This is a genomic window from Thalassolituus pacificus, from assembly GCF_025318105.1.
GTDB lineage: Bacteria > Pseudomonadota > Gammaproteobacteria > Pseudomonadales > Oceanobacteraceae > Venatoribacter > Venatoribacter pacificus.
Window position 1 is genome coordinate 359,995 of sequence record NZ_JAOANI010000014.1, and the last position, 21,204, is coordinate 381,198.

At 54.1% G+C, this 21,204-nt stretch carries 21 protein-coding genes; 11 read left to right on the plus strand and 10 right to left on the minus strand.

All coding sequences use genetic code 11. The features are described 5' to 3' along the window. Positions 1 to 12: 12 nt before the first annotated feature. From NYR02_RS06395 to NYR02_RS06410, 4 genes are all read right to left on the minus strand, one after another. Positions 13 to 1,893, minus strand: coding sequence for a long-chain-acyl-CoA synthetase (locus tag NYR02_RS06395; protein ID WP_260975538.1), 1,881 nt, complete (start codon positions 1,891 to 1,893; stop codon positions 13 to 15). A gap of 119 nt (positions 1,894 to 2,012) precedes the next feature. After that, complete coding sequence (locus NYR02_RS06400) at positions 2,013 to 3,218, minus strand: acyl-CoA dehydrogenase family protein (RefSeq protein WP_260975696.1); 1,206 nt, start codon at positions 3,216 to 3,218, stop codon at positions 2,013 to 2,015. Positions 3,219 to 3,233: 15 nt separating this feature from the next. Then, positions 3,234 to 4,544, minus strand: a complete 1,311-nt coding sequence (locus NYR02_RS06405; RefSeq protein WP_260975539.1) for an acyl-CoA dehydrogenase family protein — start codon at positions 4,542 to 4,544, stop codon at positions 3,234 to 3,236. Positions 4,545 to 4,735: 191 nt separating this feature from the next. Then, complete coding sequence (locus tag NYR02_RS06410; RefSeq protein ID WP_260975540.1) at positions 4,736 to 5,431, minus strand: adenosylcobinamide amidohydrolase; 696 nt, start codon at positions 5,429 to 5,431, stop codon at positions 4,736 to 4,738. Between the two features lie 72 nt (positions 5,432 to 5,503). Here NYR02_RS06410 and yaaA point away from each other — a divergent pair, with 72 nt between their 5' ends. Together yaaA and NYR02_RS06420 are read left to right on the plus strand one after the other, a co-directional pair. Continuing rightward, entirely contained in the window at positions 5,504 to 6,292 is a 789-nt protein-coding gene (gene yaaA / locus NYR02_RS06415; RefSeq protein ID WP_260975541.1) for a peroxide stress protein YaaA, read from the plus strand. Further along, entirely contained in the window at positions 6,285 to 6,872 is a 588-nt protein-coding gene (locus tag NYR02_RS06420) for a YajG family lipoprotein (RefSeq protein ID WP_260975542.1), read from the plus strand. Before yaaA ends, NYR02_RS06420 begins: the two co-directional genes overlap by 8 nt. 59 nt (positions 6,873 to 6,931) lie before the next feature. Here the strand turns inward: NYR02_RS06420 and NYR02_RS06425 are convergent, their stop codons facing one another. The 4 genes from NYR02_RS06425 to NYR02_RS06440 all read right to left on the minus strand — a co-directional run bounded on the left by NYR02_RS06425 (position 6,932) and on the right by NYR02_RS06440 (position 10,916). After that, positions 6,932 to 7,561 carry a CBS domain-containing protein gene (locus NYR02_RS06425; RefSeq protein ID WP_260975543.1) on the minus strand — a complete coding sequence of 210 codons (630 nt, stop codon included), beginning with the start codon at positions 7,559 to 7,561 and terminating at the stop codon, positions 6,932 to 6,934. Continuing rightward, entirely contained in the window at positions 7,527 to 7,970 is a 444-nt protein-coding gene (locus NYR02_RS06430; protein ID WP_260975544.1) for a DUF21 domain-containing protein, read from the minus strand. Before NYR02_RS06430 ends, NYR02_RS06425 begins: the two co-directional genes overlap by 35 nt. 141 nt (positions 7,971 to 8,111) lie before the next feature. Further along, positions 8,112 to 8,456 carry an HPF/RaiA family ribosome-associated protein gene (locus NYR02_RS06435; protein WP_260975545.1) on the minus strand — a complete coding sequence of 115 codons (345 nt, stop codon included), beginning with the start codon at positions 8,454 to 8,456 and terminating at the stop codon, positions 8,112 to 8,114. Between the two features lie 342 nt (positions 8,457 to 8,798). After that, the gene (locus tag NYR02_RS06440; RefSeq protein ID WP_260975546.1) at positions 8,799 to 10,916 is read right to left on the minus strand and encodes a carboxy terminal-processing peptidase; all 2,118 of its coding nucleotides are present in this window, start codon (positions 10,914 to 10,916) and stop codon (positions 8,799 to 8,801) included. A 320-nt stretch (positions 10,917 to 11,236) separates the two neighbouring features. Between NYR02_RS06440 and NYR02_RS06445 the strand changes: the two genes are divergently transcribed. Then, positions 11,237 to 11,680 (plus strand): acyl-CoA thioesterase, encoded by a 444-nt coding sequence (locus tag NYR02_RS06445; protein ID WP_260975547.1) that lies wholly within the window; start codon positions 11,237 to 11,239, stop codon positions 11,678 to 11,680. A gap of 107 nt (positions 11,681 to 11,787) precedes the next feature. Here NYR02_RS06445 and NYR02_RS06450 read toward each other — a convergent pair whose 3' ends face one another. Both NYR02_RS06450 and NYR02_RS06455 read right to left on the minus strand, forming a co-directional pair. Continuing rightward, on the minus strand, positions 11,788 to 12,696 hold the full coding sequence (locus NYR02_RS06450; RefSeq protein ID WP_260975548.1) for a LysR family transcriptional regulator: 909 nt from the start codon (positions 12,694 to 12,696) through the stop codon (positions 11,788 to 11,790). Positions 12,697 to 12,852: 156 nt separating this feature from the next. After that, complete coding sequence (locus tag NYR02_RS06455; RefSeq protein ID WP_260975549.1) at positions 12,853 to 13,806, minus strand: DMT family transporter; 954 nt, start codon at positions 13,804 to 13,806, stop codon at positions 12,853 to 12,855. Positions 13,807 to 14,133: 327 nt separating this feature from the next. Between NYR02_RS06455 and clpB the strand changes: the two genes are divergently transcribed. The 8 genes from clpB to tolR all read left to right on the plus strand — a co-directional run bounded on the left by clpB (position 14,134) and on the right by tolR (position 21,203). Next, positions 14,134 to 16,719 carry an ATP-dependent chaperone ClpB gene (gene clpB / locus NYR02_RS06460; protein WP_260975550.1) on the plus strand — a complete coding sequence of 862 codons (2,586 nt, stop codon included), beginning with the start codon at positions 14,134 to 14,136 and terminating at the stop codon, positions 16,717 to 16,719. 160 nt (positions 16,720 to 16,879) lie between these two features. Continuing rightward, positions 16,880 to 17,323 (plus strand): protease complex subunit PrcB family protein, encoded by a 444-nt coding sequence (locus NYR02_RS06465; protein ID WP_260975697.1) that lies wholly within the window; start codon positions 16,880 to 16,882, stop codon positions 17,321 to 17,323. Then, positions 17,320 to 17,835 carry a crossover junction endodeoxyribonuclease RuvC gene (gene ruvC / locus NYR02_RS06470; RefSeq protein ID WP_260975551.1) on the plus strand — a complete coding sequence of 172 codons (516 nt, stop codon included), beginning with the start codon at positions 17,320 to 17,322 and terminating at the stop codon, positions 17,833 to 17,835. Before NYR02_RS06465 ends, ruvC begins: the two co-directional genes overlap by 4 nt. An 85-nt stretch (positions 17,836 to 17,920) precedes the next feature. Next, complete coding sequence (gene ruvA / locus NYR02_RS06475) at positions 17,921 to 18,532, plus strand: Holliday junction branch migration protein RuvA (RefSeq protein WP_260975552.1); 612 nt, start codon at positions 17,921 to 17,923, stop codon at positions 18,530 to 18,532. An 8-nt stretch (positions 18,533 to 18,540) separates the two neighbouring features. After that, positions 18,541 to 19,566 carry a Holliday junction branch migration DNA helicase RuvB gene (gene ruvB / locus NYR02_RS06480; RefSeq protein ID WP_260975553.1) on the plus strand — a complete coding sequence of 342 codons (1,026 nt, stop codon included), beginning with the start codon at positions 18,541 to 18,543 and terminating at the stop codon, positions 19,564 to 19,566. A gap of 1 nt (position 19,567) precedes the next feature. Beyond that, a complete protein-coding gene (ybgC, locus tag NYR02_RS06485; protein WP_260975554.1) occupies positions 19,568 to 20,038 on the plus strand; it encodes a tol-pal system-associated acyl-CoA thioesterase in 471 nt (156 codons plus the stop codon). Further along, positions 20,035 to 20,754 carry a protein TolQ gene (gene tolQ / locus NYR02_RS06490; protein WP_260975555.1) on the plus strand — a complete coding sequence of 240 codons (720 nt, stop codon included), beginning with the start codon at positions 20,035 to 20,037 and terminating at the stop codon, positions 20,752 to 20,754. Before ybgC ends, tolQ begins: the two co-directional genes overlap by 4 nt. Further along, positions 20,754 to 21,203 carry a protein TolR gene (gene tolR / locus NYR02_RS06495; RefSeq protein ID WP_260975556.1) on the plus strand — a complete coding sequence of 150 codons (450 nt, stop codon included), beginning with the start codon at positions 20,754 to 20,756 and terminating at the stop codon, positions 21,201 to 21,203. Before tolQ ends, tolR begins: the two co-directional genes overlap by 1 nt. Position 21,204: the final 1 nt, after the last annotated feature.

The window sequence follows — 21,204 nt, forward strand, 5'->3', positions numbered from 1 at the left end:
AGAAAAATCCATTCAGAGGCTGAGTTGGCCGTCATTAATGGCTTGTTCCAGCGCTGCGGTTAATGGCTGGTAAGGCTCATGTTTACCGGCCAGAACCAGCAGCGGATCGCTGACCTTAGCCAGATGAAAAGCCTCGTCTTTTAATTCCACTTTGCGGTATTTAAACGTACCGGTGACTTCTTCCTGTGGACGCAGACGCAAAAATAACGGAATGGCGTAGGCCGGTAATTTCTCGCGCAGATGACGGGTCAGAGCGCTCCAGTCTATGTCGGCACCGGCACGCAGGGTGAGTGCGGCCATACCGGCACGGCCATCGGTATGTGGCACTTCAACACCGTACACCACTGCATGTTCGATATCGGTAAATTCCATCAGGATAGATTCCACCTCGGTGGTGGCGACGTTCTCGCCTTTCCAGCGGAAGGTATCGCCCAACCGGTCAGCAAAGGCGACGTGTTTAAAGCCCTGGTTCAGTACCAGGTCGCCACTGTTAAACCAGCAATCGCCTTTTTTAAACACATCGCGGAACAGTTTTTTCTGGCTGGCGTCGGCGTCGGTGTACCCTTCGAACGGTTGCTTATCGTTGACCTCGGTAATTAACAGGCCGGTGCCGCCTTTTTTTACCGGCAGCATAAAGCCTTTTTTATCTCGCAGGGGTTCATCGTTTTCAATATCGTAGGCCACGATGTTGTATGACAGCGGGCAGATACCGGCGGTCTGATCCAGATTTAACGCATTGGTAAATACCAGGTTGCACTCACTGGCACCGTAAAATTCGTTAATGTGTTTAATATTGAAGCGTTGTTTGAATTCCATCCAGATATCGGAACGCAGACCGTTACCAATAATGACGCGGATTTTATGCTGTTGGTCTTTATCCGATGGCGCAGTATTCAGCAGATAACGGCATAATTCACCGATATAACAAAAGCCGGTGGCACCGTGTTCACGGATTTCGTCCCAAAAGCGCGACACACTGAATTTACGCGAAATCGCAATACAGGCACCGGCACCCAATACGGCGGCCAGCGATACGGTTAAAGCGTTGTTGTGATACAGCGGCAGGCTGACGTAGAGCACGTCGTCCTTGCGTAATTTCATTGATGCCAGGCCCATGCCCGCCATGGATTTAAACCAGCGGTAATGGCTCATGACCGAGGCTTTGGGCAGGCCCGTGGTACCGGAGGTGAAAATGTAATAACAGGGCTGGTGCATTTTCACCTGTTGGGTCGTCGCCGGATTATTCTTGGCTTGTGCAGCAATCACCTGTTCCAGATTCTGATAATGACCCGGACATTCGTGCTGGCTGGCCGGACCGTCTTGCCAGAAATACAGTTGCTTTTTTAATGCCGCTGGCAGCGAGTGCTCTATCGTCGCCACATTGCCCAGCATTTCTTCGCCGATAATCAATAATTTGGGGGTGACCAGATTAATGCTGTGCTCCAGCACTTCACCGCGCTGTGACGTATTAAACATACTGGCAATAGCGCCGAGTTTTACTGTAGCCAGTACCGCCAGCAGCGTTTCCGGGCGGTTTTCCAGCATCACGCCAACGGTATCGCCGTGGCCGATGCCCTGGCTGGCAAAGTAATGCGCCAGTTGGTTTACTTTTTCGTTCAGCTGGCGATAACTGATTTTCTGCTGTTGATAGCGTATAGCAATATGATCCGGCTGTTTGGCGGCGTGTTGTTCCAGTAATAAACCAATGGATTGTTTCTTTTCCGGCTTAGTCGTTACCAGAGCAAGTACGCCTTTCAGGGTAACGCCGATATCCGGTAAGCCGCCGACGGCGTTACGGATAATATTCAGCAGACTGACGTTGCGTGGTTTTAAGGGCTGCTGGCTGACCGTCTGTGCAGACAGATCGGGAGACGTAATGGCTGAGCGATTCATGGAACGGACCTGTGGTGATTTCTTTTTTGTTATAAATTTCAGAATGACATAAATCCTGCAGGCCGGGCCACAGGATTTATGTCAGGTTTTATCTAGGGCACCTCTGAATAGTGTGCAAATCAGCGTAATTCGGCTGAGCTTTTACCCAATAAACGGCGGGCAATAATCAGTTGCTGGATTTGCTGCGTGCCTTCAAAAATATCGAGGATTTTTGAGTCCCGCGCCCATTTTTCCAGTAATTCATCTTCGCTGTAACCCAACGATCCGAGCAGCTCAACGCATCCCAGGGTAATGGCGTTGGCACTGCGACCGGCTTTGGCTTTTGACATCGACGCTTCTTTCGAGTTGGGCATACCGTTATCCGCCATCCACGCGGCTTTTAAGGTCAGCAGACGTGCGGCTTCCCAGTCGGCTTCGTAGCGGTACAGCTGCGCTTCGATCTGGCTGCTGTTTTTAATGCTGGTGCGGTAACGGGCGCTGATACCGTATTCTTTCAGCAGCTCACGGCTGCGGTCGAGAGCGGCTTTGGCCAGACCCACGGCCATAGCGGCCACCACCGGACGGGTGTTGTCGAAGGTTTGCATGACACCGGCAAAGCCCTGATCGACATTAATTTCCGGCGACCCTAACAGGTTGGCGGCGGGAACGCGGCAATCGGTAAAAGTAATGGCGGCGGTGTCAGAGGCTTTAATGCCGAGTTTCTTTTCCAGACGCACCACTTCCATGCCCGGGGTGCCTTTTTCCACCACGAACGATTTAATCGCAGCGCGACCGATATTACGGTCGAGGCTGGCCCAGACCACCACGGCTTCGGCGCGCTCACCGGAGGTGACGTAAATCTTTTCGCCGTTCAGCACGTACTCATCGCCGTCTTTGACCGCGGTGGTGCGGATGGCGGCTGAGTCGGAACCACAGCCAGGCTCGGTAATGGCCATGGCGGCCCATTTGTTACCAAAGCGGGCCAGTTGCTCGTCATTGGCAACGGCGGCAATCGCGGCGTTGCCCAGGCCCTGGCGGGGCAGGGTCAGCGACAGGCCAACATCGCCCCAGCACAGTTCCTGCAGGCCCAGTACGGTGGTCATGTTGGTGCTGTTAACGATACCGTCGGCTTTTTTCTTATCTTGTTTGAGTTTGCCGGCACCGGCACCTTCACCCAGTGTGCCGTCGTTCATGCCATCCATAATGGCGGCGAGCATATCCAGCTCGACCGGGTAGGCGTGTTCGGCACGGTCGTATTTGCGCGAGATCGGGCGGAAGACATTTTCGGCTACCTGACGCGCCTGATTGACCAGCGGGCGGAATTTTTTCGGAACTTCGAGATTCATCATGTGCTGTTCTCCTTACAGGTGCAGACCGCTGTTAACACAACCCAGAATGCGCAGGTCGCGATACCAGCGTTCGCCCGGATGTTCTTTGGTAAAGCCGTGGCCGCCCAGTAATTGTACGGCGTTGGTGCCGATCTCCATGGCTTTGTCAGCGCACAGAACATGGGCCAGATAGGCTTCGCGGTGGAATGGCTGACCCTGTTCAGCCAGCGCCGCCGCACGCCAGGTGAGCAGGCGCATGGATTCCAGTTCGATGGCGATGTTGGCGATCATAAAGGCCACCGACTGGCGGTGACTGATGGGTTCGCCAAAGGCTTCACGCTCGTTGCAGTAGGGAATCAGATAATCCAGCGCGGCCTGACAGGTGCCGATGGCCAGGGCGCACCAGTGCAACTGGCCAAGATCGACAAAGGCACGGTAATCGAAATCGCTGTCTTCACCACCCAGCAGGGCATCGACGCTCACTTGCACTTTATCCAGTGTCAGTGTGCCGGTGGCGGCGGCGCGCAGACCCATGGCCGGGCTGCGGGTAAAGTTCAGCCCACGGCTGTCGCCGGGCACGATAAACAGTTGCGGTTTGCCATTCAGCAGGGCGGCCACCAGATACAGATCGGCCTTACCGGCAAACGGCACCAGCGCTTTGACGCCGTTCAGCACATAGCCCTGTTTATTGCTTTTGGCGCTGCACGCCAGCTTATCGGGGGCGAACAGTGGGTGCGGTTCCTGCAGGGCAATGGCCGCGGTTACCGGTTGCTCGGCCAGCCACAGTGGCAGCCAGCGTTGCTGTTGCTGTTGTGTGCCCCAGCGCACCAGAGCATTGGCGACCCCCACGGGGGCGAGGGCAGCATAGGCCAGGGTAAAATCGCCCCAGGCCAGTTCTTCGGCAATGATCGCGCTGGTGGTCGGGCTGTAGCTTTGTGCCGCACCGCCCATGGATTCTGGCACCGAGAACAGATTCAGACCCAGCGCCATGGCATCCTGCAGGTAAGTCTCCGGCAGCTGCAGATTTTCATCGGCGTCATGGGCCAGAGCGCGCACGATTTCTTCAGCATAAGAGCGCACACTGTCGCGGATCATCTGCTGTTCTTCGCTCAGACTGAGATCAAACAATGGCTGTTGTTTGCGTTCCGGCAGGCGTTCGCCGCGGGTACTGTCCTGCTTTTTTTCACGCTTCTGCATCATCTCGCCGAAAAATTTAAAACCGGCGCGGGTAGAAAGGTAAGCAATACGCTCGGCGGGTTTGCGCAGGCCGTATTTTTCCGCCCAACGGCTGCCAGCAAAACGACTGGCCAGGCCAAGGCCCAGCCCCTGAATATCTTTAGCCATACAATCTGCCCCTTGGTGTTGATCGTTGTACTTATTGTGGGTGGTGTCCGGATCACTGCCTGGCAGGATAAAACACAGGCAGTGCTGGCAGGTTCGCAGTTTGGCGCCGGTGGCGCATTGGCAGAGGTGTCAGCAGGCGCTGGGCAAAGTGGTCATATTGCGGCAGCTCAGCGGATGGGGAAGTGATTGGGTCAGTGCGCCGCCGCCCGCAGGCAGTGGCCGATGCTCTGTTTGCAGGCGTCCAGTACCACGCGGCCAATCAGTTCACCGGCGGTTGTATGTTTACCGCAAAAGGCGAGGGCTTGTTCTGGCGTAGTGTGAGGCGGACAGATCACGGCGTGGCTGTCGGTGCCGGTACCGCTGGCGGGCAGGCTGGATATCGGGCTGAGCAACTCAGCATCGCGGATGGCGGTAACCTTGGCTTCGGTCAGCTGGATCAGGGCTTCAGCCATGGCGGCTGGTGTCAGGGGGAAATGCAGCAGCAGCCAGATATTAATTGTTCCGGCTCCGGCAAAAGCATCGGCCGGATCGCCGCTGCGGCGCAGATTGGAAAGTCCGGCGGTGACCCAGCATTCGGCGCGCAGTTGTTGCAGGCTCAGGCTGCTGTAACCCAGCGAGCGCATGGAAGCGGCGGTCATCATGCCGCAGCAGGGCGTGGGCAGCATCAGTTGTTCTGCCTGCTGCTGCAGTGTTTGTTGTGCCGGTGGCCAGGGGGGCGGCGCATGTTGATCGACGCGCAGATTGAGCAAACTGCGAATGCTGCTGAAGCCGCCGTTAAGTACGGCAGAGCTCAGCACCGGCCAGGGTTCAGGCAACGTCAGAGTGATGTGGCTGGCACTGTGTTCAAAGCGGATTCCACCCTGATTATCCTGTTTAAGCAGGGACATAGGCGGACTCTATTTGGGTCATGGGGTCGGACTCGTTATGATAGGCGCAGTTTTCATTTACAGGATGCCCGCATGCTGACGTTACTGTCACCGGCCAAAACGCTGGATTTTGACACGCCACCGACCACGGCAAAAGCAACTCAGGCCGATTTTCTGCAACATTCTGCCGAGCTGGTGGATGTGCTTAAGCAATATTCGCCGGATGATATCAGCGCGCTGATGAAACTCAGCCCGGCATTATCAGAGCTGAATGTGCAACGCTACCACGATTGGCGTCTGCCGTTTAATGCCGACAATGCCAAGGCCGCGATTCTGGCCTTTAAAGGCGATGTGTATACCGGGTTGCAGGCCGACACGCTGGATGAAACCCAGCTCGACTTTGCCCAGAACCATGTACGTATTTTAAGCGGCCTGTATGGTTTGCTGCGGCCACTGGATTTAATTCAGCCTTACCGGCTGGAAATGGGCACCAAGCTCCACAATGCCCGTGGTAAGGACCTGTACAGCTTTTGGGGCAGTATCATCACCGATGCGCTTAACCGCGAGCTGGAACAACAGAACGCTGATGTGGTCGTTAATTTAGCGTCGAATGAATATTTTAAATCGGTGCAGCCGAAAAAGCTTAACGGCCGGTTGATTACACCGGTCTTTAAAGATGAAAAAAATGGCCAGTATAAAATCATCAGTTTTTACGCGAAAAAAGCCCGCGGTCTGATGACGGCTTATATTATCCGCAGACAGCTGCAAAGCGCTGAAGCTCTGCAGGATTTTGATGTGGCGGGTTATCGCTTCAGCGCCGAAGATTCGCGCGGCGATACCTGGGTATTTAAACGAGCAGAGAAGGATATTCCGAATGCGTAAGTTAGTAATCGCCAGCCTGTTAACTGGCACCATGGCGGCGGGTCTGAGTGGTTGTGTGCTGGCACCACAAACCATTGCCCTGAATGAAAGTGTCAGTGTGCCCGGCGGTATGCCGGCGATTCAGCGCGATGCTTTGGTGCGGGTCGTGGATGAGCGTGGACAAGGCGCCGATGTACTGGGTCACCGTGGTGGTCGTGCTCCTGAAAATTCCCCTCTGCTGTCTGATAAACCATTAACCGATGTGTTAACGGCGCGGATGCAGGACTCTCTGAAAACTTTAGGTTTCGGTGCGGCCAGTCCGGTTGATCCGGTGCGCGTACAGCTGACCGTTGAGGAATTTTCTTATCAGTGTAACGAAGGCGCGATCGTTAATGAATGCGGCATGAAAATGCGCTTTATGGTTACCGTAATGGATAATGAAAAAACCTTTACTAAACCATACAGCGCCAGTGCGACACGCTCTCTGGCCGCCTCACCGGCAATGGAATACAACCAGAAATGGGTTAACGAAGTGCTGGATAACGTCTGGGAGCGCATGTTCAGTGATGGTGAATTGCGCCAGGCGCTGAATATTCGCTGATATTAAGCGGTATAAAAAACACGCGGTGCGTGTTTTTTATACCGCAGCAGCACTGAACATTACGTTTTATTTTTCCCCTGACGCAGTTGCTTACGGTAGTTAGAACGAGCCAGAGCCTGCATATCGGTAACTTTATCGCTTTCGTCGATGATTTCCCGGCCCAGCAACGTTTCAATCGCATCTTCCAGCGCGACGACTCCGGCCGTCTGTCCGAATTCATCTGTAACCAGAAATAAATGTGCCCGTTGTTTAATAAAGGTGTCGAGTAAGCTGTGCACCGGCATTTTTTCGGATACACGATGAATCGGTTTGATCATGCTGCTGACGGGCTCATTGCCGTTTCCCTGACGTTCTGCCTGATAGAGATCGGTGCGGATAACCTTGCCGAGAATATGATCAATCTGTTTCTGATAGACCGGAATACGGCTGAACTGCTGGGTTTTCGGATTGTCCAGTGCTTCACTGATGGTCATCTCTGCGTCCAGCATATGTACAACACTGCGAGGGGTGAGAATTTGTTCTGTTTTCACTTCCCTTAACGTCAGCAGGTTGGCCAGATACTCATTTTCCTGAGAAAACAGGTTGCCGTCTTTATACACCAGTGACGCCAGAGCGATAATTTCTTCCCGGGTGATGGCATTATTTTTGTCGGCGTTAAACAGTTTGGTCAGGCGGGTCGACAGCCACACTAAGGGATAAACCAGACGCACTAACCCGCTGATAATGTCGCAGGCTGGCAGAAGGTTGCCGCCAGAAGGTTGCCCCGAGCGTTTTCGGAATAATTTCAGAGAAATAGAGAATCACCAGGGTAAGAATGACCGCGATCAGTGTTTCCCATTGGGCGCCAAATATCTGCACGGCTTGTGAGCCGACGCCAGCAGCTCCCATGGTATGAGCAAAGGTGTTAAGGATAAGAATACTGGATAAGGACTCGTCAAGGTTCTCCCGTACCCGGATGATACGCTGACTCTGGCGAGGTTTTTCGGCCTGAAGCTTTTGGCTGTAGCTGGGCGTGATCGACAGTAATACTGCTTCAAGGATGGAGCATAAAAATGAGACGCCAATCGCAATGGCAAGATACAGCAGCAGCAGTGTCATTCAGTCATTCCGGCCGCGATACAGACTTTTATAGTACACCGGCGGCGTTTAATTGCCATGGCCGACCGGATTCTGGTTCGGAGTAAGGAGGCCGGGTCGGGGGGGGATCTCCCGGACACCGGCCAGGTTTATCATCCTTTGTCAGGCTTCGAGTACGTCGTTGATTGAAGTGGTTGGTTGTTTGGCACGACGCTTACCGATACGGCGCATCAGTGCCCGGGAAGAGCGTGCTGCGGATTTATTAATCGCGATTTCCAGTTCGCTGGCCTGACTGCGGACAACAACGTCAGGATGGTCACTCAGCGACACATGAAACAGACAACTCTTGTCGATTCCCCCTTTGGGACCATTAACATCTGCAAGGCGAATGCAGACTTTCTGCACATGATGCTGTAGCCGGTCGAACGCCCGTTCGACGCGTTTACGCAGCAAACCGCGCAGTCTGTTGCTCAGGTGGATATTCCGTGTCTGGATTTCAATAACCATAATGCTTCCTCCGTTGCGTAACCTGTTTCCACAATATCGCGCCGACTTGGCCGGGCCCAGAGAAACCGGGTTAGGTTGCGCAAATATTTGCAAAGCAAAATTGACATATCCGGGGTGTTGAACAACGTCTGTCGCGATGCTTTCAGGGAATGAGCACTCAGCCGCTGCCATTTATGAGGCATGGAATCGCTGTTTTTTGTGCTGGGCAGGGCGGAAGGGGAGAGGATTGATGATGTCGTTTGGAGTGACCTTATGGTCACCCCAAACGGTATTGCCATATTAAACGGTAGTACCGCAGAGCGATCAGCGGGCTGCGTTGTGTCTGCGCACAACCTCAGCCCATCATTTCGCTTCGCGTTGCGCCGTCATGCTGGCTGTCTGAATGTTCATATAATCCACCAGAATGTGTCCGGCTTCGATCAGCAGGGCATCGTCTTCTTCCGGTTTTTTATCGTCTTTCTTTTCAGTCTCAGCGGCGTTATCGGTTTCTTCATCGTCAATGCTGGTTAACAACGTCATGCCTTTGGCTTTGCGGCGTTCGTTTTCCAGTTTCAGACGCTTGTCGTCATTGGCTTTGCGTTCCTGTTCGCGCACTTTTTCATTCAGCGATACCTGAGTTTGCTGACGCAGTTCAGTGATTAACGCTTTTTGTTCACGCAGGAAGCGGAAGTCAGGATTGTGTTCGATACGGTTCTGATGACGCTGACGCAACGCGGGTAATGTGGCACCAATACCTTTATAGCTGCTGTATTCCGCCGGACGGATGGTGTCCCACGGCAGCGCTTCTTCCAGCGCACTTTCGCCAATTTTTTCTTTGTCGAACAGCGACGGGAACAGAATATCCGGGATAACGCCCTGATGTTGGGTGCTGTCACCGGATACCCGGTAAAACTTAGCCTGGGTGATTTTCAGCTGACCGGAACGCAGTGGGCGCAGGCTCTGTACGGTGCCTTTACCAAAGGTCTGGCCACCGACAATTAAACCGCGGCCATAATCCTGAATCGCACCGGCAAAAATTTCCGAGGCGGACGCACTGAGGCGGTTAACCAATACGGTGATCGGGCCGTCGTACAGTACCGAAGGGTCCTGATCAGGCAGAACTTCAACGCGGCCGTGGGTACTGCGTACCTGCACCACCGGGCCTTGCGGAATAAACAAACCGGTCAGGGTGATGGCTTCTTCCAGTGAGCCGCCGCCGTTATTGCGCAGGTCGATAATCAGGCCATCGATACCTTCTTCTTTCAGTTCATTGATCAGCACGGTGACGTCACGCGTGGTGCTTTTATAATCCGGTTTGTTTTCCATGCGACCCTGAAAGTCGATGTAGAACGTTGGAATATCAATCACCCCGATTTTATGGGTAACGTCTCCATCTTTGACTTCGATAAGGTCTTTCTGGGCGGACTGTTCTTCCAGTTTGACTTCATCGCGCACAATGGAAACGATTTTGCTGTCGGTACCGCTGGAATTGGCAGGCAGAATTTCCAGACGTACGGTGGTGCTTTTCGGCCCACGGATCAGCTCAACCACTTCATCCAGACGCCAGCCGATAACATCCACGATATCGCCTTCAGCCTGACCCACACCGATGATTTTATCGGCGGGTTGAAGGTTTCCGGCTTTGTCAGCAGGACCCGCTGGCACCAGACGCACCACTTTGGTGTGTTCGTCTTCGGTTTGCAGCACCGCACCAATCCCCTGTAACGACAGGCTCATATTGATGTTGAAGTTCTCTGTGTTGCGCGGTGAGAAATACTGCGTGTGCGGATCGAAGGCGCGGGTAACGGCATTCATAAAGGTCTGATAGGCGTCTTCAGGTTGTGACTGATGTACGCGGTTCAGCTGGTTCTGGTAACGCTTGCTCAATAAATCAAGAATGGCGTCTTTTTCTTTACCGGCCATTTTCAGGTTAAGAATGGAGTTTTTCAGACGCTTGCGCCACAGATCGTCGAGTTCTGCTTTGGTGGTGGCCCATGGCGCTTTTTCGCGATCGAGGTCGAGACGCTCGTCGGTATCAAAGTGATAATTGGCGGCGTTGTTGTGCAGCTCGTTGAGCAGGAACGACAGACGCTCGGATACCCGTTGCTGGAAGCGGTTAAAAATGGTGAATGCCGGGCGCATATCGCCCCGGTTCAGTGCTTCGTCGAGGCTATAGCGGTACTGCTCGAACTCTTTGATGTCAGCGGCCAGCAGGTAGCTGCGGGTGCTGTCGATATCGTCGAACAGAATATCCAGTACCCGTGAGGACAGTTTGTCGTCCAGACGCTGATGCTCGTAATGGCCACGCAACAGATTATTCATAATCTGCTGGGTGATCATGGCGTGATCGCGGGTGGGTTCGAGGGGCTTAAAGGCCGTGCCGGGAGCAATTTCCGGGATGGTTGCCTGGCTCAGCTGAGGCGTCAGCAGCGCTGTAAAGAGCAGCGCAATGTTCAATGTGCGGAAGCAGATGGAAAGCATAGTCGTTGCCAGATTTCCTTGTTGTTATCTGTTTGTACTGTGCGCCGGGCGCCGTTATCATGCCGGCGCTCCGTCAGGGTTAGCCCTGTACGCACGTACCGTTACGGTGTTTGCCCTTATTGTTTTGCCTGACTTGCAGGCGGGCTGAACATCCGTTTGGGTGCCATTGGTGTAAACCGCAAAGAGCTGACGTTAGACGCATGGCTCATCTGCACACCCCGGCTACTGCGGTATAGTAGACCGCATTGGAATCGCAGTTGCCAGAATAATTCCCCGGATTTTGCTGCAATAACAGCAAAACAGACGATCAGGAGGCTGTTTTGGCCAGAGTACAACTCGAATTACCCGATGAATTTACCTTCAGTACGACACTGGATGTGCGGGTAACAGAAATTAATTACGGCAATCATGTGGGCAACGACCGCATGGTGTCGCTGCTGCACGAAGCCCGTTTGCGTTTTTTGCGCGAGCACGGTTTTGGCGAATTTAATATTGGTGGCATCGGCCTGATGGTGTCGGATCTGGTGGTGTGTTTTACCGCTGAATCTTTTGTCGGTGAGGTGCTGACGTTTCACGTTGGCGTAACCGATTTCAATAAATATGGCTGCGATTTTATTTACAGCGTGGAAAATCAGGCGCAGGAAAAACAGGTGGTGAAAGCCAAAACCGGTATCGTATTTTTTGATTATGACGAGCGTAAAATTGCCCAGGTACCACGGGTGTTTTATGAGCGTTGCGCGCCGCAGCTGTTGCCACAGGAATAATGTGTTGCGCTAACGCGACCGAACAGCAGCGTTAAGCCAATAAAAACGGGCCTCTTTACAGGCCCGTTTTCTTATCTGCTCGTGTGCACCGATGTGCTTTTTACGCCTCAGCTGCTCTGGCTTGGGTCGTCAAAGTAAGCGGTAATAAAGTCGAGGAAAGCGCGGCTTTTATTGGCCAAATAGCGGTTTTGCGGGAAGACCACTTTGATGCTGCGCACCGGAATATCCACTTCCGGAAATAATCTCACCAGTTCACCACTTTCCAGGTGCCGCTCGGCAATGTAGGTCGGCAGGGCGGTAATGCCCATGCCCGCCAGACAGGCTTCGTACACCAGATCAATATCGTTAACCGCTAATTTGCGTTCGACGCTGGAGAGGCTGAAGCCATGATCTTTTTCAAACTGACGCAGCCAGTTGATGCGGGCGTATTCGGCGTTGGCGACAATGAGAATGCGGTGGGTGTTGAGGTCTTCCAGTTTTTCCGGCGTTCCCCAGCGTTCCAGATACTCTTTAGATGCACAAATCACAATGCTTTGCTCAGCAACCGGTTTGGCGATTAAACGTGAATCCTCCAGCGAGCCAAGGCGCAGGGCAAAGTCGTAGCCTTCTTTAACAATATCCAGTGGGCGGTCAGAAATGTGCAGATCGAAGCTGATGTCGGGGTATTTCTGCGCAAAATCGGTAAACATGCGCGCCAGCTCGCGGCGGCCGAAGTTCGACATGGCGGTGATGCGCAGGCGCCCACGGGGGGTGATATCAAAGTCGGTCACCAGTTTTTCTGCTTCAGTGATCGACTCAAGGATATTTTCACAATGCTGATAGAACATCTGCCCGGCTTCGGTCGGGCTGACTGAGCGGGTGGTGCGGTTCAGCAGGCGCACACCGAGGCGTTCTTCCAGACCGCTGATCTGCTTGCTGACGGCCGATGGGGTCACGCCCAGAGAATCGGCTGCCGAAGTAAAGTTGCGCGAGCGCACGACGGCGACAAAGGTTTGTAATGAGTCGATTCGGGACATAATTAATGATTCATTCTTGGTAATCCATTAGAACGGTCATTATATTTAATTATTAGGAAATAATAAGCCTGTTTTGATCATAAATTAGACTTATATCTAAGAGAGCGACCAGTTATGCCAGTTTCATTGTTATGCTGCTCTGCTGACGCGTCGTGCTCAGATTTTGTCCGGTGCTGGTTCGGGCGGCAAGCCTGATGATGATCTGATGGAAGTCTCAGAGCGTGATTTCGGCGCATACAGGTTGAGTAAACCGGCCAGTACAATCAGCAGCGCTCCGGCCCAGGTTGTCCAGGGCGGAATTTCGTCCCAGAACCACCATCCCATCAACGCGCCATAAATGACGGCACTGTAAACATAAACACCGACCTTGCCGGTTGGCGCGATGCGGTAGGCGCGGGTGAGGGCCAGTTGGCCGCTGGTGGCGACAATGCCGAGTGCCAGAAGCCACAGCCAGGTTTGATCAGGCACCGGCTGCCAGTTAACGATCGCGCCGGGAGCCGATACCAGTGCGGCGATCAGGCCAAAATAAAACACAATGCGCTGGCTGGATTCGGTTGCCGACATACGACGGATGGTGACTTTGGCCAGTGCTGCCAGAAATGCCCCGAGCAGACCAACCAACAGGGCGGTGCTGTAGCTGTCGCCGTTACTCAACATGGCAGGATGCTCGGCGCCGGGCTGTAATATGACGCTGACTCCGGCAAAGCCAATCAATAAGGCCAGCCAGCTGTGGCGTCCGGCGGGTTCTTTCAGCCACCACAGCGCCAGCAGTGGCATAAACAGCGGTGCCGAGAGTTTTACCAGAAAAGCCTCAGTTAACGGCAGATGTGCCAGCGCCCAGAAATAACAGTACATGGCGCTGACGCCGACCAGTCCGCGCAGCAGGTGCCAGTGCCAGAGCTGGGTTTTCAGCTCATTCAGTCCGGTACGCAGTAACAACGGTGCCAGTACGATGAGTCCGGCAATATTGCGGAAAAAGACAATCTGTTCGGTAGACAGCACGCCGGAAAGATCTTTGACCAGCGCGCCCATGAGTGCCAGCAGGGCTTCTCCCAGCAGCAGGAATAAGGCGCCACGGCGCAGGGCATCGGTCATTGCGGGGGCTGTCATGGTTGGTCCTACGCTTTAAAAGGTGATTCGCGCCACTATATAGATGTAGGCCCTGACACAGATGTAGGTCCTGACACAGATGAAGGCACTGACATAGATAAAGGTACCAGAAAGTACTTTAACGAAGGCACCCGTCAATCTGTTCGCCGATTATACGCGATCAACGTGTCGTTAGCGGCGGTCTGTTGCGCTGTATCAAGACGATTTCTATTAGTTTTACTAAATTTAATCTGCAGGGTGTTGAAAAAAATTAATCTGGTCGCATCTAAGCGGTAATGAATCAACTCTGCTCGGGACTGCCCTGAGCGTTTATTTGGGAGATTGAATATGCGTATGGATCGGTTGACCACCAGTCTGCAGAACGCCCTGGCCGAGAGTCAGAGTTTGGCGCTGGGGCAGGATCATAATCAGATTGATACCGTTCACGTGTTACTGGCTTTGCTCGAACAACCGAGCAGCTCAGTGAAAGATGTGGTACGCCGTTGCGGTGCCAATGTCGTCGAACTTGGCCGAGCGCTGCGGACATTGCTTAATGACCAGCCTAAAGTCAGTAGCCCGGACGGCAATATTCAGCTGGCACCGGAGCTGGGTCGTTTGCTCAATCTGGCCGACAAAGAATCACAGAAACGCGGTGACCAGTATGTGTCGAGCGAAGTGTTTTTGCTGGTGGCACTGGATGATAAAAACAGCACCGGCAAAGCTCTTGCAGCCGCCGGGCTGAATAAAGAAGGTGTGAATAAAGCCATTAATGAAATGCGCGGTGGAGAAAGCGTGAAAGACGCCAACGCTGAAGATAACCGTCAGTCGCTGGACAAATACTGCATTGATTTAACCGAGCGTGCCGAAGCGGGCAAGCTGGACCCGGTGATTGGCCGCGATGACGAAATCCGCCGTACCATCCAGGTATTGCAGCGCCGTACCAAAAATAACCCGGTGCTGATTGGTGCGCCGGGGGTCGGTAAAACGGCCGTGGTCGAAGGGCTGGCGCAGCGTATCGTGAATGGTGAAGTACCGGAAAACCTCAAGCATAAGCGCATTCTGTCGCTGGATATGGGTGCGCTGGTGGCCGGGGCGAAGTACCGAGGTGAATTTGAAGAACGGTTAAAAGCCGTATTAAAAGACGTCACCAAGGCCGAAGGCAGCATCATTCTGTTTGTCGATGAGCTGCATACTATGGTGGGAGCGGGCAAGGGTGACGGCGCAATGGATGCCGGCAATATGCTCAAACCGGCGCTGGCCCGTGGCGAGTTGCATTGTGTCGGCGCGACCACGCTGGATGAGTACCGCGAATTTATTGAGAAAGACGCGGCACTGGAACGTCGTTTCCAGAAAGTGATGGTGGACGAACCGAGTGTGGAAGACTCCATCGCCATTCTGCGTGGTTTAAAAGAACGCTATGAAGTGCACCACGGTGTGCAGATTACCGACAGCGCGATTATTGCCGCGGCCAAGTTGTCACAGCGCTATATTCCGGATCGTCGCCTGCCGGATAAAGCCATCGATTTGGTGGATGAAGCGGCATCGGTTATCCGTATGGAAATCGACTCCAAACCACAGGAAATGGATAAGCTTGAACGGCGTCTGATCCAGCTCAAAATCGAGCGCGAAGCCCTGCGCAAAGAAAAAGACGAAGCGGCGAAAAAACGCCTCAGCGATCTCAACGAAGAGATCAATAAAGCCGGACGCGCTTACGTCGAGCTGGAAGAAGTCTGGAAGAAAGAAAAAGCCTTACTTGAAGGTGCCAGCAAATCGAAAGAACAGCTGGAACAGGCAAAAATTGAAATGGAAGCCGCACGCCGTGCCGGTGACTTGCAACGCATGTCAGAGCTGCAGTACGGCCGTATTCCGGAGCTGGAAAAGCAACTGGCGACGGCGGCCGAAGCCGAGACGTCCGGCAAGCAGGAATTTACCCTGCTGCGCAATAAAGTAACCGAAGACGAAATCGCCGAAGTGGTATCGAAGTGGACCGGCGTACCGGTAACCAAAATGCTCGAAGGTGAACGTGAAAAGCTGTTGCGCATGGAGGATGTGCTGCACCACTCGGTAGTGGGTCAGGATCAGGCGATTGCCGCCGTATCCAACGCGGTGCGCCGCTCCCGCGCGGGTCTGTCCGATCCGAACCGGCCGAATGGTTCGTTCCTGTTCCTGGGGCCAACCGGTGTGGGTAAGACCGAGCTGTGTAAAGCGCTGGCGACCTTCCTGTTTGACAGTAAAGACGCCATGGTGCGCATTGATATGTCGGAATATATGGAGAAACACTCCGTTGCCCGCTTGATTGGTGCGCCTCCGGGGTATGTTGGTTACGAAGAGGGCGGCTTGCTGACCGAAGCTGTGCGGCGTAAACCGTATTCCGTCATCCTGCTGGATGAGGTCGAAAAAGCGCACCCGGATGTGTTTAACATTCTGCTGCAGGTACTGGATGACGGTCAGTTAACCGATGGTCAGGGTCGCCGTGTCGACTTTAAAAACACCGTATTGGTGATGACGTCGAACCTGGGCTCGGATGTTATTCAGAGCATGTTTGCTGATAAACCTTATGAGCAAATGCGTGATGCGGTGATGGAGATTGTCGGCAGTCATTTCCGTCCGGAATTTATTAACCGGATTGATGAGGCGGTAGTATTCCATCCGCTGCTGAAAGATCAGATCCGCGGCATTGCTGATATTCAGCTGGATCTGCTGCGCGGTCGTCTGAAAGAACGCGATCTGGCGTTTGAGATGAGCGACGCGGCCATCAGCAAGCTGGTGGATGTGGGCTACGATCCGGTGTTTGGCGCGCGGCCATTAAAACGTGCGATTCAGCGCTGGATCGAAAACCCGCTGGCGCAGGATATTCTGTCAGGTAAATTCCTGCCGGGAACCACCATTGTCGCCGATGTCGATAATGACCAGCTGGTTTTCAAGGCCGGTTGATTTTGAAGGGTTAAATCCCGCCGGTTAATTCCAGCGGGGATAGCCGCGTTATGCAAGCCGCAAAACCCCCGTTGCAGTCTCTGTAGCGGGGGTTTTGTGTATACTGCGCTCATCTTTATTTTTACCCTGCGAATGCAATTGTTACGGAGGACGGATCGTGATGTTTCGTTTATCGCAGCCGCTGAGGCTGTTATTGGCTGTTTTACCGGTCACCCTGCTGAGCGCCTGCACCACGGTGATGCCAACCAATCTGCCGCTCAGCACCATGGATCAATGCGCCGCAGAGGAAGGTGTCAGCCTGCGCTTTAATGCACTGACCATCGCCCTGGGTGAGCGTCCGCACAGCGGTTATGGTATTGATCTGGTGGGCCAGCAGCAGAGGGACGGTGAATATCAGCTGATGTTCCGCGAACGTTATCCGCAGCCCGGCATGAATTACGCTCAGGTCATTACTTCACCCTGCTTGCAGGTGATTCTGCCGGCGGGCTGGCATCATCTGACAGTAACCGATCAGCTCAGTGGCCGAGAGTGGGCGTTTACTCCGCAGGAGCCCGTTAAAAAACACAACCCGCTGAACACGCAGGCGCCTGTGAAAGCCCCATGATTATTCTTGGCATTGACCCGGGATCACGCATTACCGGTTTTGGTGTGATTCGTCGTACGGGCCAGAAAATTGAGTACATCGTCAGCGGCTGTATCCGCACCGGCGAAGGGGAATTGCCCGGCCGGCTGAAAAAAATCTACGACGGCGTCAGCGAGTTAATCACAACCTACCAACCCGAACAGTTTGCTATTGAGCAGGTGTTTATGGGTAAAAACGCCGATTCTGCGTTAAAGCTCGGGCAAGCCCGTGGCGTGGCGATTGTAGCCGCGGTGCAGCAGGGATTGCCGGTGGCTGAATATGCGCCGCGTACCATTAAACAGGCGGTGGTCGGCAAAGGTGGAGCGGCGAAAGAACAGGTGCAACACATGGTGCAGTATCTGTTAAAACTGCCCGGCATCCCCCAGGCGGATGCCGCCGATGCGCTGGCTATTGCCATTTGTCATGCCCACACCAGCGCCAGCCTGATGGCTCAGGCCGGGGTGAAAGGCGTAACCCGTGGACGGATGCGCTAGCCTCCTGAGCGCTACCTTCCATTGAGCCGCCCCGGTCATACTGGTAGGCTAGGCCGCTTTCCAGTTATGCAGTCAGAACGCAATCATGATCGGACGATTACAAGGCGTTATCCTTGAAAAACAGGCACCGGAACTGCTGCTCGACGTCAATGGCGTGGGCTATGAGATTCAGGCACCGATTTCGACCTTTGCCATGCTTGGCAAAACCGGCACCCAGGCCGTGCTCTATACCCACCTGGCCATTCGTGAAGATGCTCATCAGCTGTATGGTTTCAGCGATAAAAGCCAGCGCACCTTGTTCCGTACCCTGATTAAGGTCAGCGGCGTTGGCCCGAAGCTGGCGCTGGCGATTCTGTCCGGAATGGACGTCCATGCCTTCGCCGTCTGTGTTCATAACGAAGATGTGACGGCGCTGACCAAATTACCCGGTGTCGGTAAGAAAACAGCGGAGCGGTTAATTGTTGAAATGCGTGACCGCCTGATTGAATGGCAAGCCCCGGCACCGCTATGGGCCGCCGCAGACAATGCCGAAAAAGCGTCGCAGGATAACCTGCTGCGCGAAGCCGAAGGGGCGCTGGTGGCGTTGGGTTATAAGCCGCAGGATGCCGCCAAAATGCTCAATAAAGTAAGCACCGGTGTCGACAGTGCAGAAGAAATGATCCGTCTGGCGCTGCGCAGCACGCTGGGTACTCAATAAGGTGGCCTATGATTGAAACTGACCGCTTTATCAGCCCCCAGCCGCAACCGGCGGAAGAACATCAGGACCGTGCCATCCGGCCGAAATCGCTGAGCGATTATATTGGCCAACCCCATGTGCGCGAGCAGATGGAAATTTTTATTGGTGCGGCACGGGCGCGTAACGAAGCGCTGGATCACACCCTGGTATTCGGCCCGCCGGGTCTGGGTAAAACCACGCTGGCGAATATTATTGCCGAAGAAATGGGCGTGGCGATTAAATCCACCTCCGGCCCGGTGCTGGAAAAAGCCGGTGATCTGGCCGCCTTGCTGACCAACCTGGAAGAAGGCGACGTTCTCTTTATTGATGAAATTCACCGCCTCAGTCCGGCGGTGGAAGAAGTCCTGTATCCGGCGATGGAAGATTATCAGCTGGATATTATGGTTGGCGAAGGCCCGGCGGCACGGTCAATTAAAATTGATCTGCCGGCGTTTACCCTGGTGGGCGCAACCACCCGCGCCGGTTTGCTGACCTCGCCACTGCGTGATCGTTTTGGCATTGTGCAGCGCCTTGAGTTTTATAACATCGCCGACCTGACTCATATTGTGTCGCGTTCTGGCCGCCTGATGAAACTTGAAGTTGATGCCGGTGGCGCCAAAGAAATTGCCCGCCGCGCGCGCGGAACGCCGCGTATTGCCAACCGCCTGTTACGCCGTGTACGTGATTACGCTCAGGTAAAAGGCGATGGCACCGTGGATCACGCCTGTGCCGATGCGGCGCTGAATATGCTCAATGTCGATGTGCAGGGCTTTGACCATATGGACCGTCGTTTGCTGCTGACGCTGCTGGAAAAATACGATGGCGGCCCGGCGGGCGTTGACAGCCTGGCGGCCTCCATTGGTGAAGAACGTGACACCATTGAAGATGTGCTGGAACCGTATTTAATGCAGCAGGGGTATATCACCCGTACGCCACGCGGACGCATGGCGACCAAACTGGCCTATTTGCATTTTGGTCTGGATTTACCGGCCCGTTTTAATCAGGATGCGCCGTAATATGGCATTTGCCTGGCCGCTGCGCGTTTATATCGAAGACACCGACGCCGGTGGCATTGTCTATTACGCCAATTATTTCCGCTTTCTGGAACGGGCGCGTAGCGAATGGCTGCGTACGCTGGGCTATAGCCAGGAGCAATTGCGTCATCAGGATGTGTTATTTGTGGTGCGTGAGGTTCAGGCCAAATACCTGAGCCCGGCACGTCTGGATGATGAACTTCTGGTGTCGGTGGCCGTCGAACACAGCCGCAAAGCGAGTCTGGTGCTGAGCCAGAAAGTCTGGCGCAAAAATGCAGCAGCCGGGCAGGGCGCTGAGGCGCCGCAAAAATATCTGGTAGAGGCGAGCATTACCATCGCCTGTATCACCCAGGCCGGACGTCCGCAGGGCGTACCGGCAGAAATACTCAAACGGATGACGGCCGTGGCCGCTTATCCGTCCGAACCTAATGATGAATGTCAGGAGCCGTTGTGAACGAGTCTGTTTCTATTTTTTCGCTGATTGTCCATGCAAGCTTTGTTGTGCAATTAGTGATGCTGATGTTGCTGGCCGCCTCGGTGATGAGCTGGGTAGTGATTGTGCAGCGTACCCGTTTGTTGTCCGCCAGCCGTGAGCAGTTACACGACTTTGAAGAGCGCTTCTGGTCGGGTGTGGATCTCAACGATCTGTACCGTGAGTGTCAGCAGAAAGCCGTCCCCAGTGCGGTTGAAAATGTCTTTATGGCTGGCCTGAAAGAATTCGGCAAAATGCGTCAGCAAAATACCAATGACCCGGATGCGGTGATGGCCGGTGTACAGCGTGCGATGCGTATTGCCATTACCCGCGAATCGGAACTGCTGGATACCCACCTGCCATTTCTGGCAACCGTCGGTTCGACCAGTCCGTACATTGGTTTGTTCGGAACGGTATGGGGCATCATGCACTCCTTCCAGGGCCTGGCCAGTGTTAAGCAGGCGACCATTGCGACGGTTGCACCGGGCATCTCTGAAGCGCTGGTGGCAACGGCTATGGGCCTGTTAGCGGCGATTCCGGCGGTTATTTTCTACAACCGCTTTGCCAGTCGTGTCGATCAGACCATTACCGGTATGCACACCTTTGCCGATGAATTCTCGTCATTGCTTTACCGTCAGGCGCATAAAATTCAGCAGGCGGTAAAAGCGGAAGAGAAAAAGGCGGCGGAGAAAAAATAATGGAACCAATGGCTCCTCCCGCTGCCAAGCGCCGGCCGATGGCCGAGATCAATGTGGTGCCCTACATCGATGTGATGCTGGTACTGCTGATTATTTTTATGGTGACAGCGCCCATGCTGGTGCAAAGCGTACCGGTCAATCTGCCAGACGTTGACGCTACTCCAACCGAGATTGAACCGGATGACAGCACCATTATTGTCTCGGTCAATGAGCGTGGTGTGTATTTTATTGAGCGTGACGAAGGCCAGCCGACGGCGATGACTCTGGCAGAAATTCAGGACTACGCGCAGAAAATTATCGGCGCAGTACCGGAAACCCGTTTGATGATCCGCGGTGACGAAGCTGTGCCTTATGGCAAGGTCGTGGCTCTTATGGGCAGTCTGCAGAGCGTGGGGATCAATAATGTCGGCCTGATTACCGAAGCGCCGGACCCGGAGGCTCGCCGCTGAT

What these genes read in the sequence shown, in the direction of transcription:
- ruvA (WP_260975552.1), top strand. Translation starts at nt 17,921, where the DNA reads ATGATCGGACGATTACAAGGCGTTATCCTTGAAAAACAGGCACCGGAA.
- NYR02_RS06455 (WP_260975549.1), bottom strand. Translation starts at nt 13,806, where the DNA reads ATGACAGCCCCCGCAATGACCGATGCCCTGCGCCGTGGCGCCTTATTC.
- NYR02_RS06400 (WP_260975696.1), bottom strand. Translation starts at nt 3,218, where the DNA reads ATGAATCTCGAAGTTCCGAAAAAATTCCGCCCGCTGGTCAATCAGGCG.
- NYR02_RS06405 (WP_260975539.1), bottom strand. Translation starts at nt 4,544, where the DNA reads ATGGCTAAAGATATTCAGGGGCTGGGCCTTGGCCTGGCCAGTCGTTTT.
- ruvC (WP_260975551.1), top strand. Translation starts at nt 17,320, where the DNA reads ATGATTATTCTTGGCATTGACCCGGGATCACGCATTACCGGTTTTGGT.
- NYR02_RS06440 (WP_260975546.1), bottom strand. Translation starts at nt 10,916, where the DNA reads ATGCTTTCCATCTGCTTCCGCACATTGAACATTGCGCTGCTCTTTACA.
- NYR02_RS06465 (WP_260975697.1), top strand. Translation starts at nt 16,880, where the DNA reads ATGTTTCGTTTATCGCAGCCGCTGAGGCTGTTATTGGCTGTTTTACCG.
- NYR02_RS06420 (WP_260975542.1), top strand. Translation starts at nt 6,285, where the DNA reads ATGCGTAAGTTAGTAATCGCCAGCCTGTTAACTGGCACCATGGCGGCG.
- NYR02_RS06450 (WP_260975548.1), bottom strand. Translation starts at nt 12,696, where the DNA reads ATGTCCCGAATCGACTCATTACAAACCTTTGTCGCCGTCGTGCGCTCG.
- ybgC (WP_260975554.1), top strand. Translation starts at nt 19,568, where the DNA reads ATGGCATTTGCCTGGCCGCTGCGCGTTTATATCGAAGACACCGACGCC.
- tolR (WP_260975556.1), top strand. Translation starts at nt 20,754, where the DNA reads ATGGAACCAATGGCTCCTCCCGCTGCCAAGCGCCGGCCGATGGCCGAG.
- ruvB (WP_260975553.1), top strand. Translation starts at nt 18,541, where the DNA reads ATGATTGAAACTGACCGCTTTATCAGCCCCCAGCCGCAACCGGCGGAA.
- NYR02_RS06410 (WP_260975540.1), bottom strand. Translation starts at nt 5,431, where the DNA reads ATGTCCCTGCTTAAACAGGATAATCAGGGTGGAATCCGCTTTGAACAC.
- NYR02_RS06435 (WP_260975545.1), bottom strand. Translation starts at nt 8,456, where the DNA reads ATGGTTATTGAAATCCAGACACGGAATATCCACCTGAGCAACAGACTG.
- clpB (WP_260975550.1), top strand. Translation starts at nt 14,134, where the DNA reads ATGCGTATGGATCGGTTGACCACCAGTCTGCAGAACGCCCTGGCCGAG.
- NYR02_RS06430 (WP_260975544.1), bottom strand. Translation starts at nt 7,970, where the DNA reads ATGACACTGCTGCTGCTGTATCTTGCCATTGCGATTGGCGTCTCATTT.
- yaaA (WP_260975541.1), top strand. Translation starts at nt 5,504, where the DNA reads ATGCTGACGTTACTGTCACCGGCCAAAACGCTGGATTTTGACACGCCA.
- NYR02_RS06395 (WP_260975538.1), bottom strand. Translation starts at nt 1,893, where the DNA reads ATGAATCGCTCAGCCATTACGTCTCCCGATCTGTCTGCACAGACGGTC.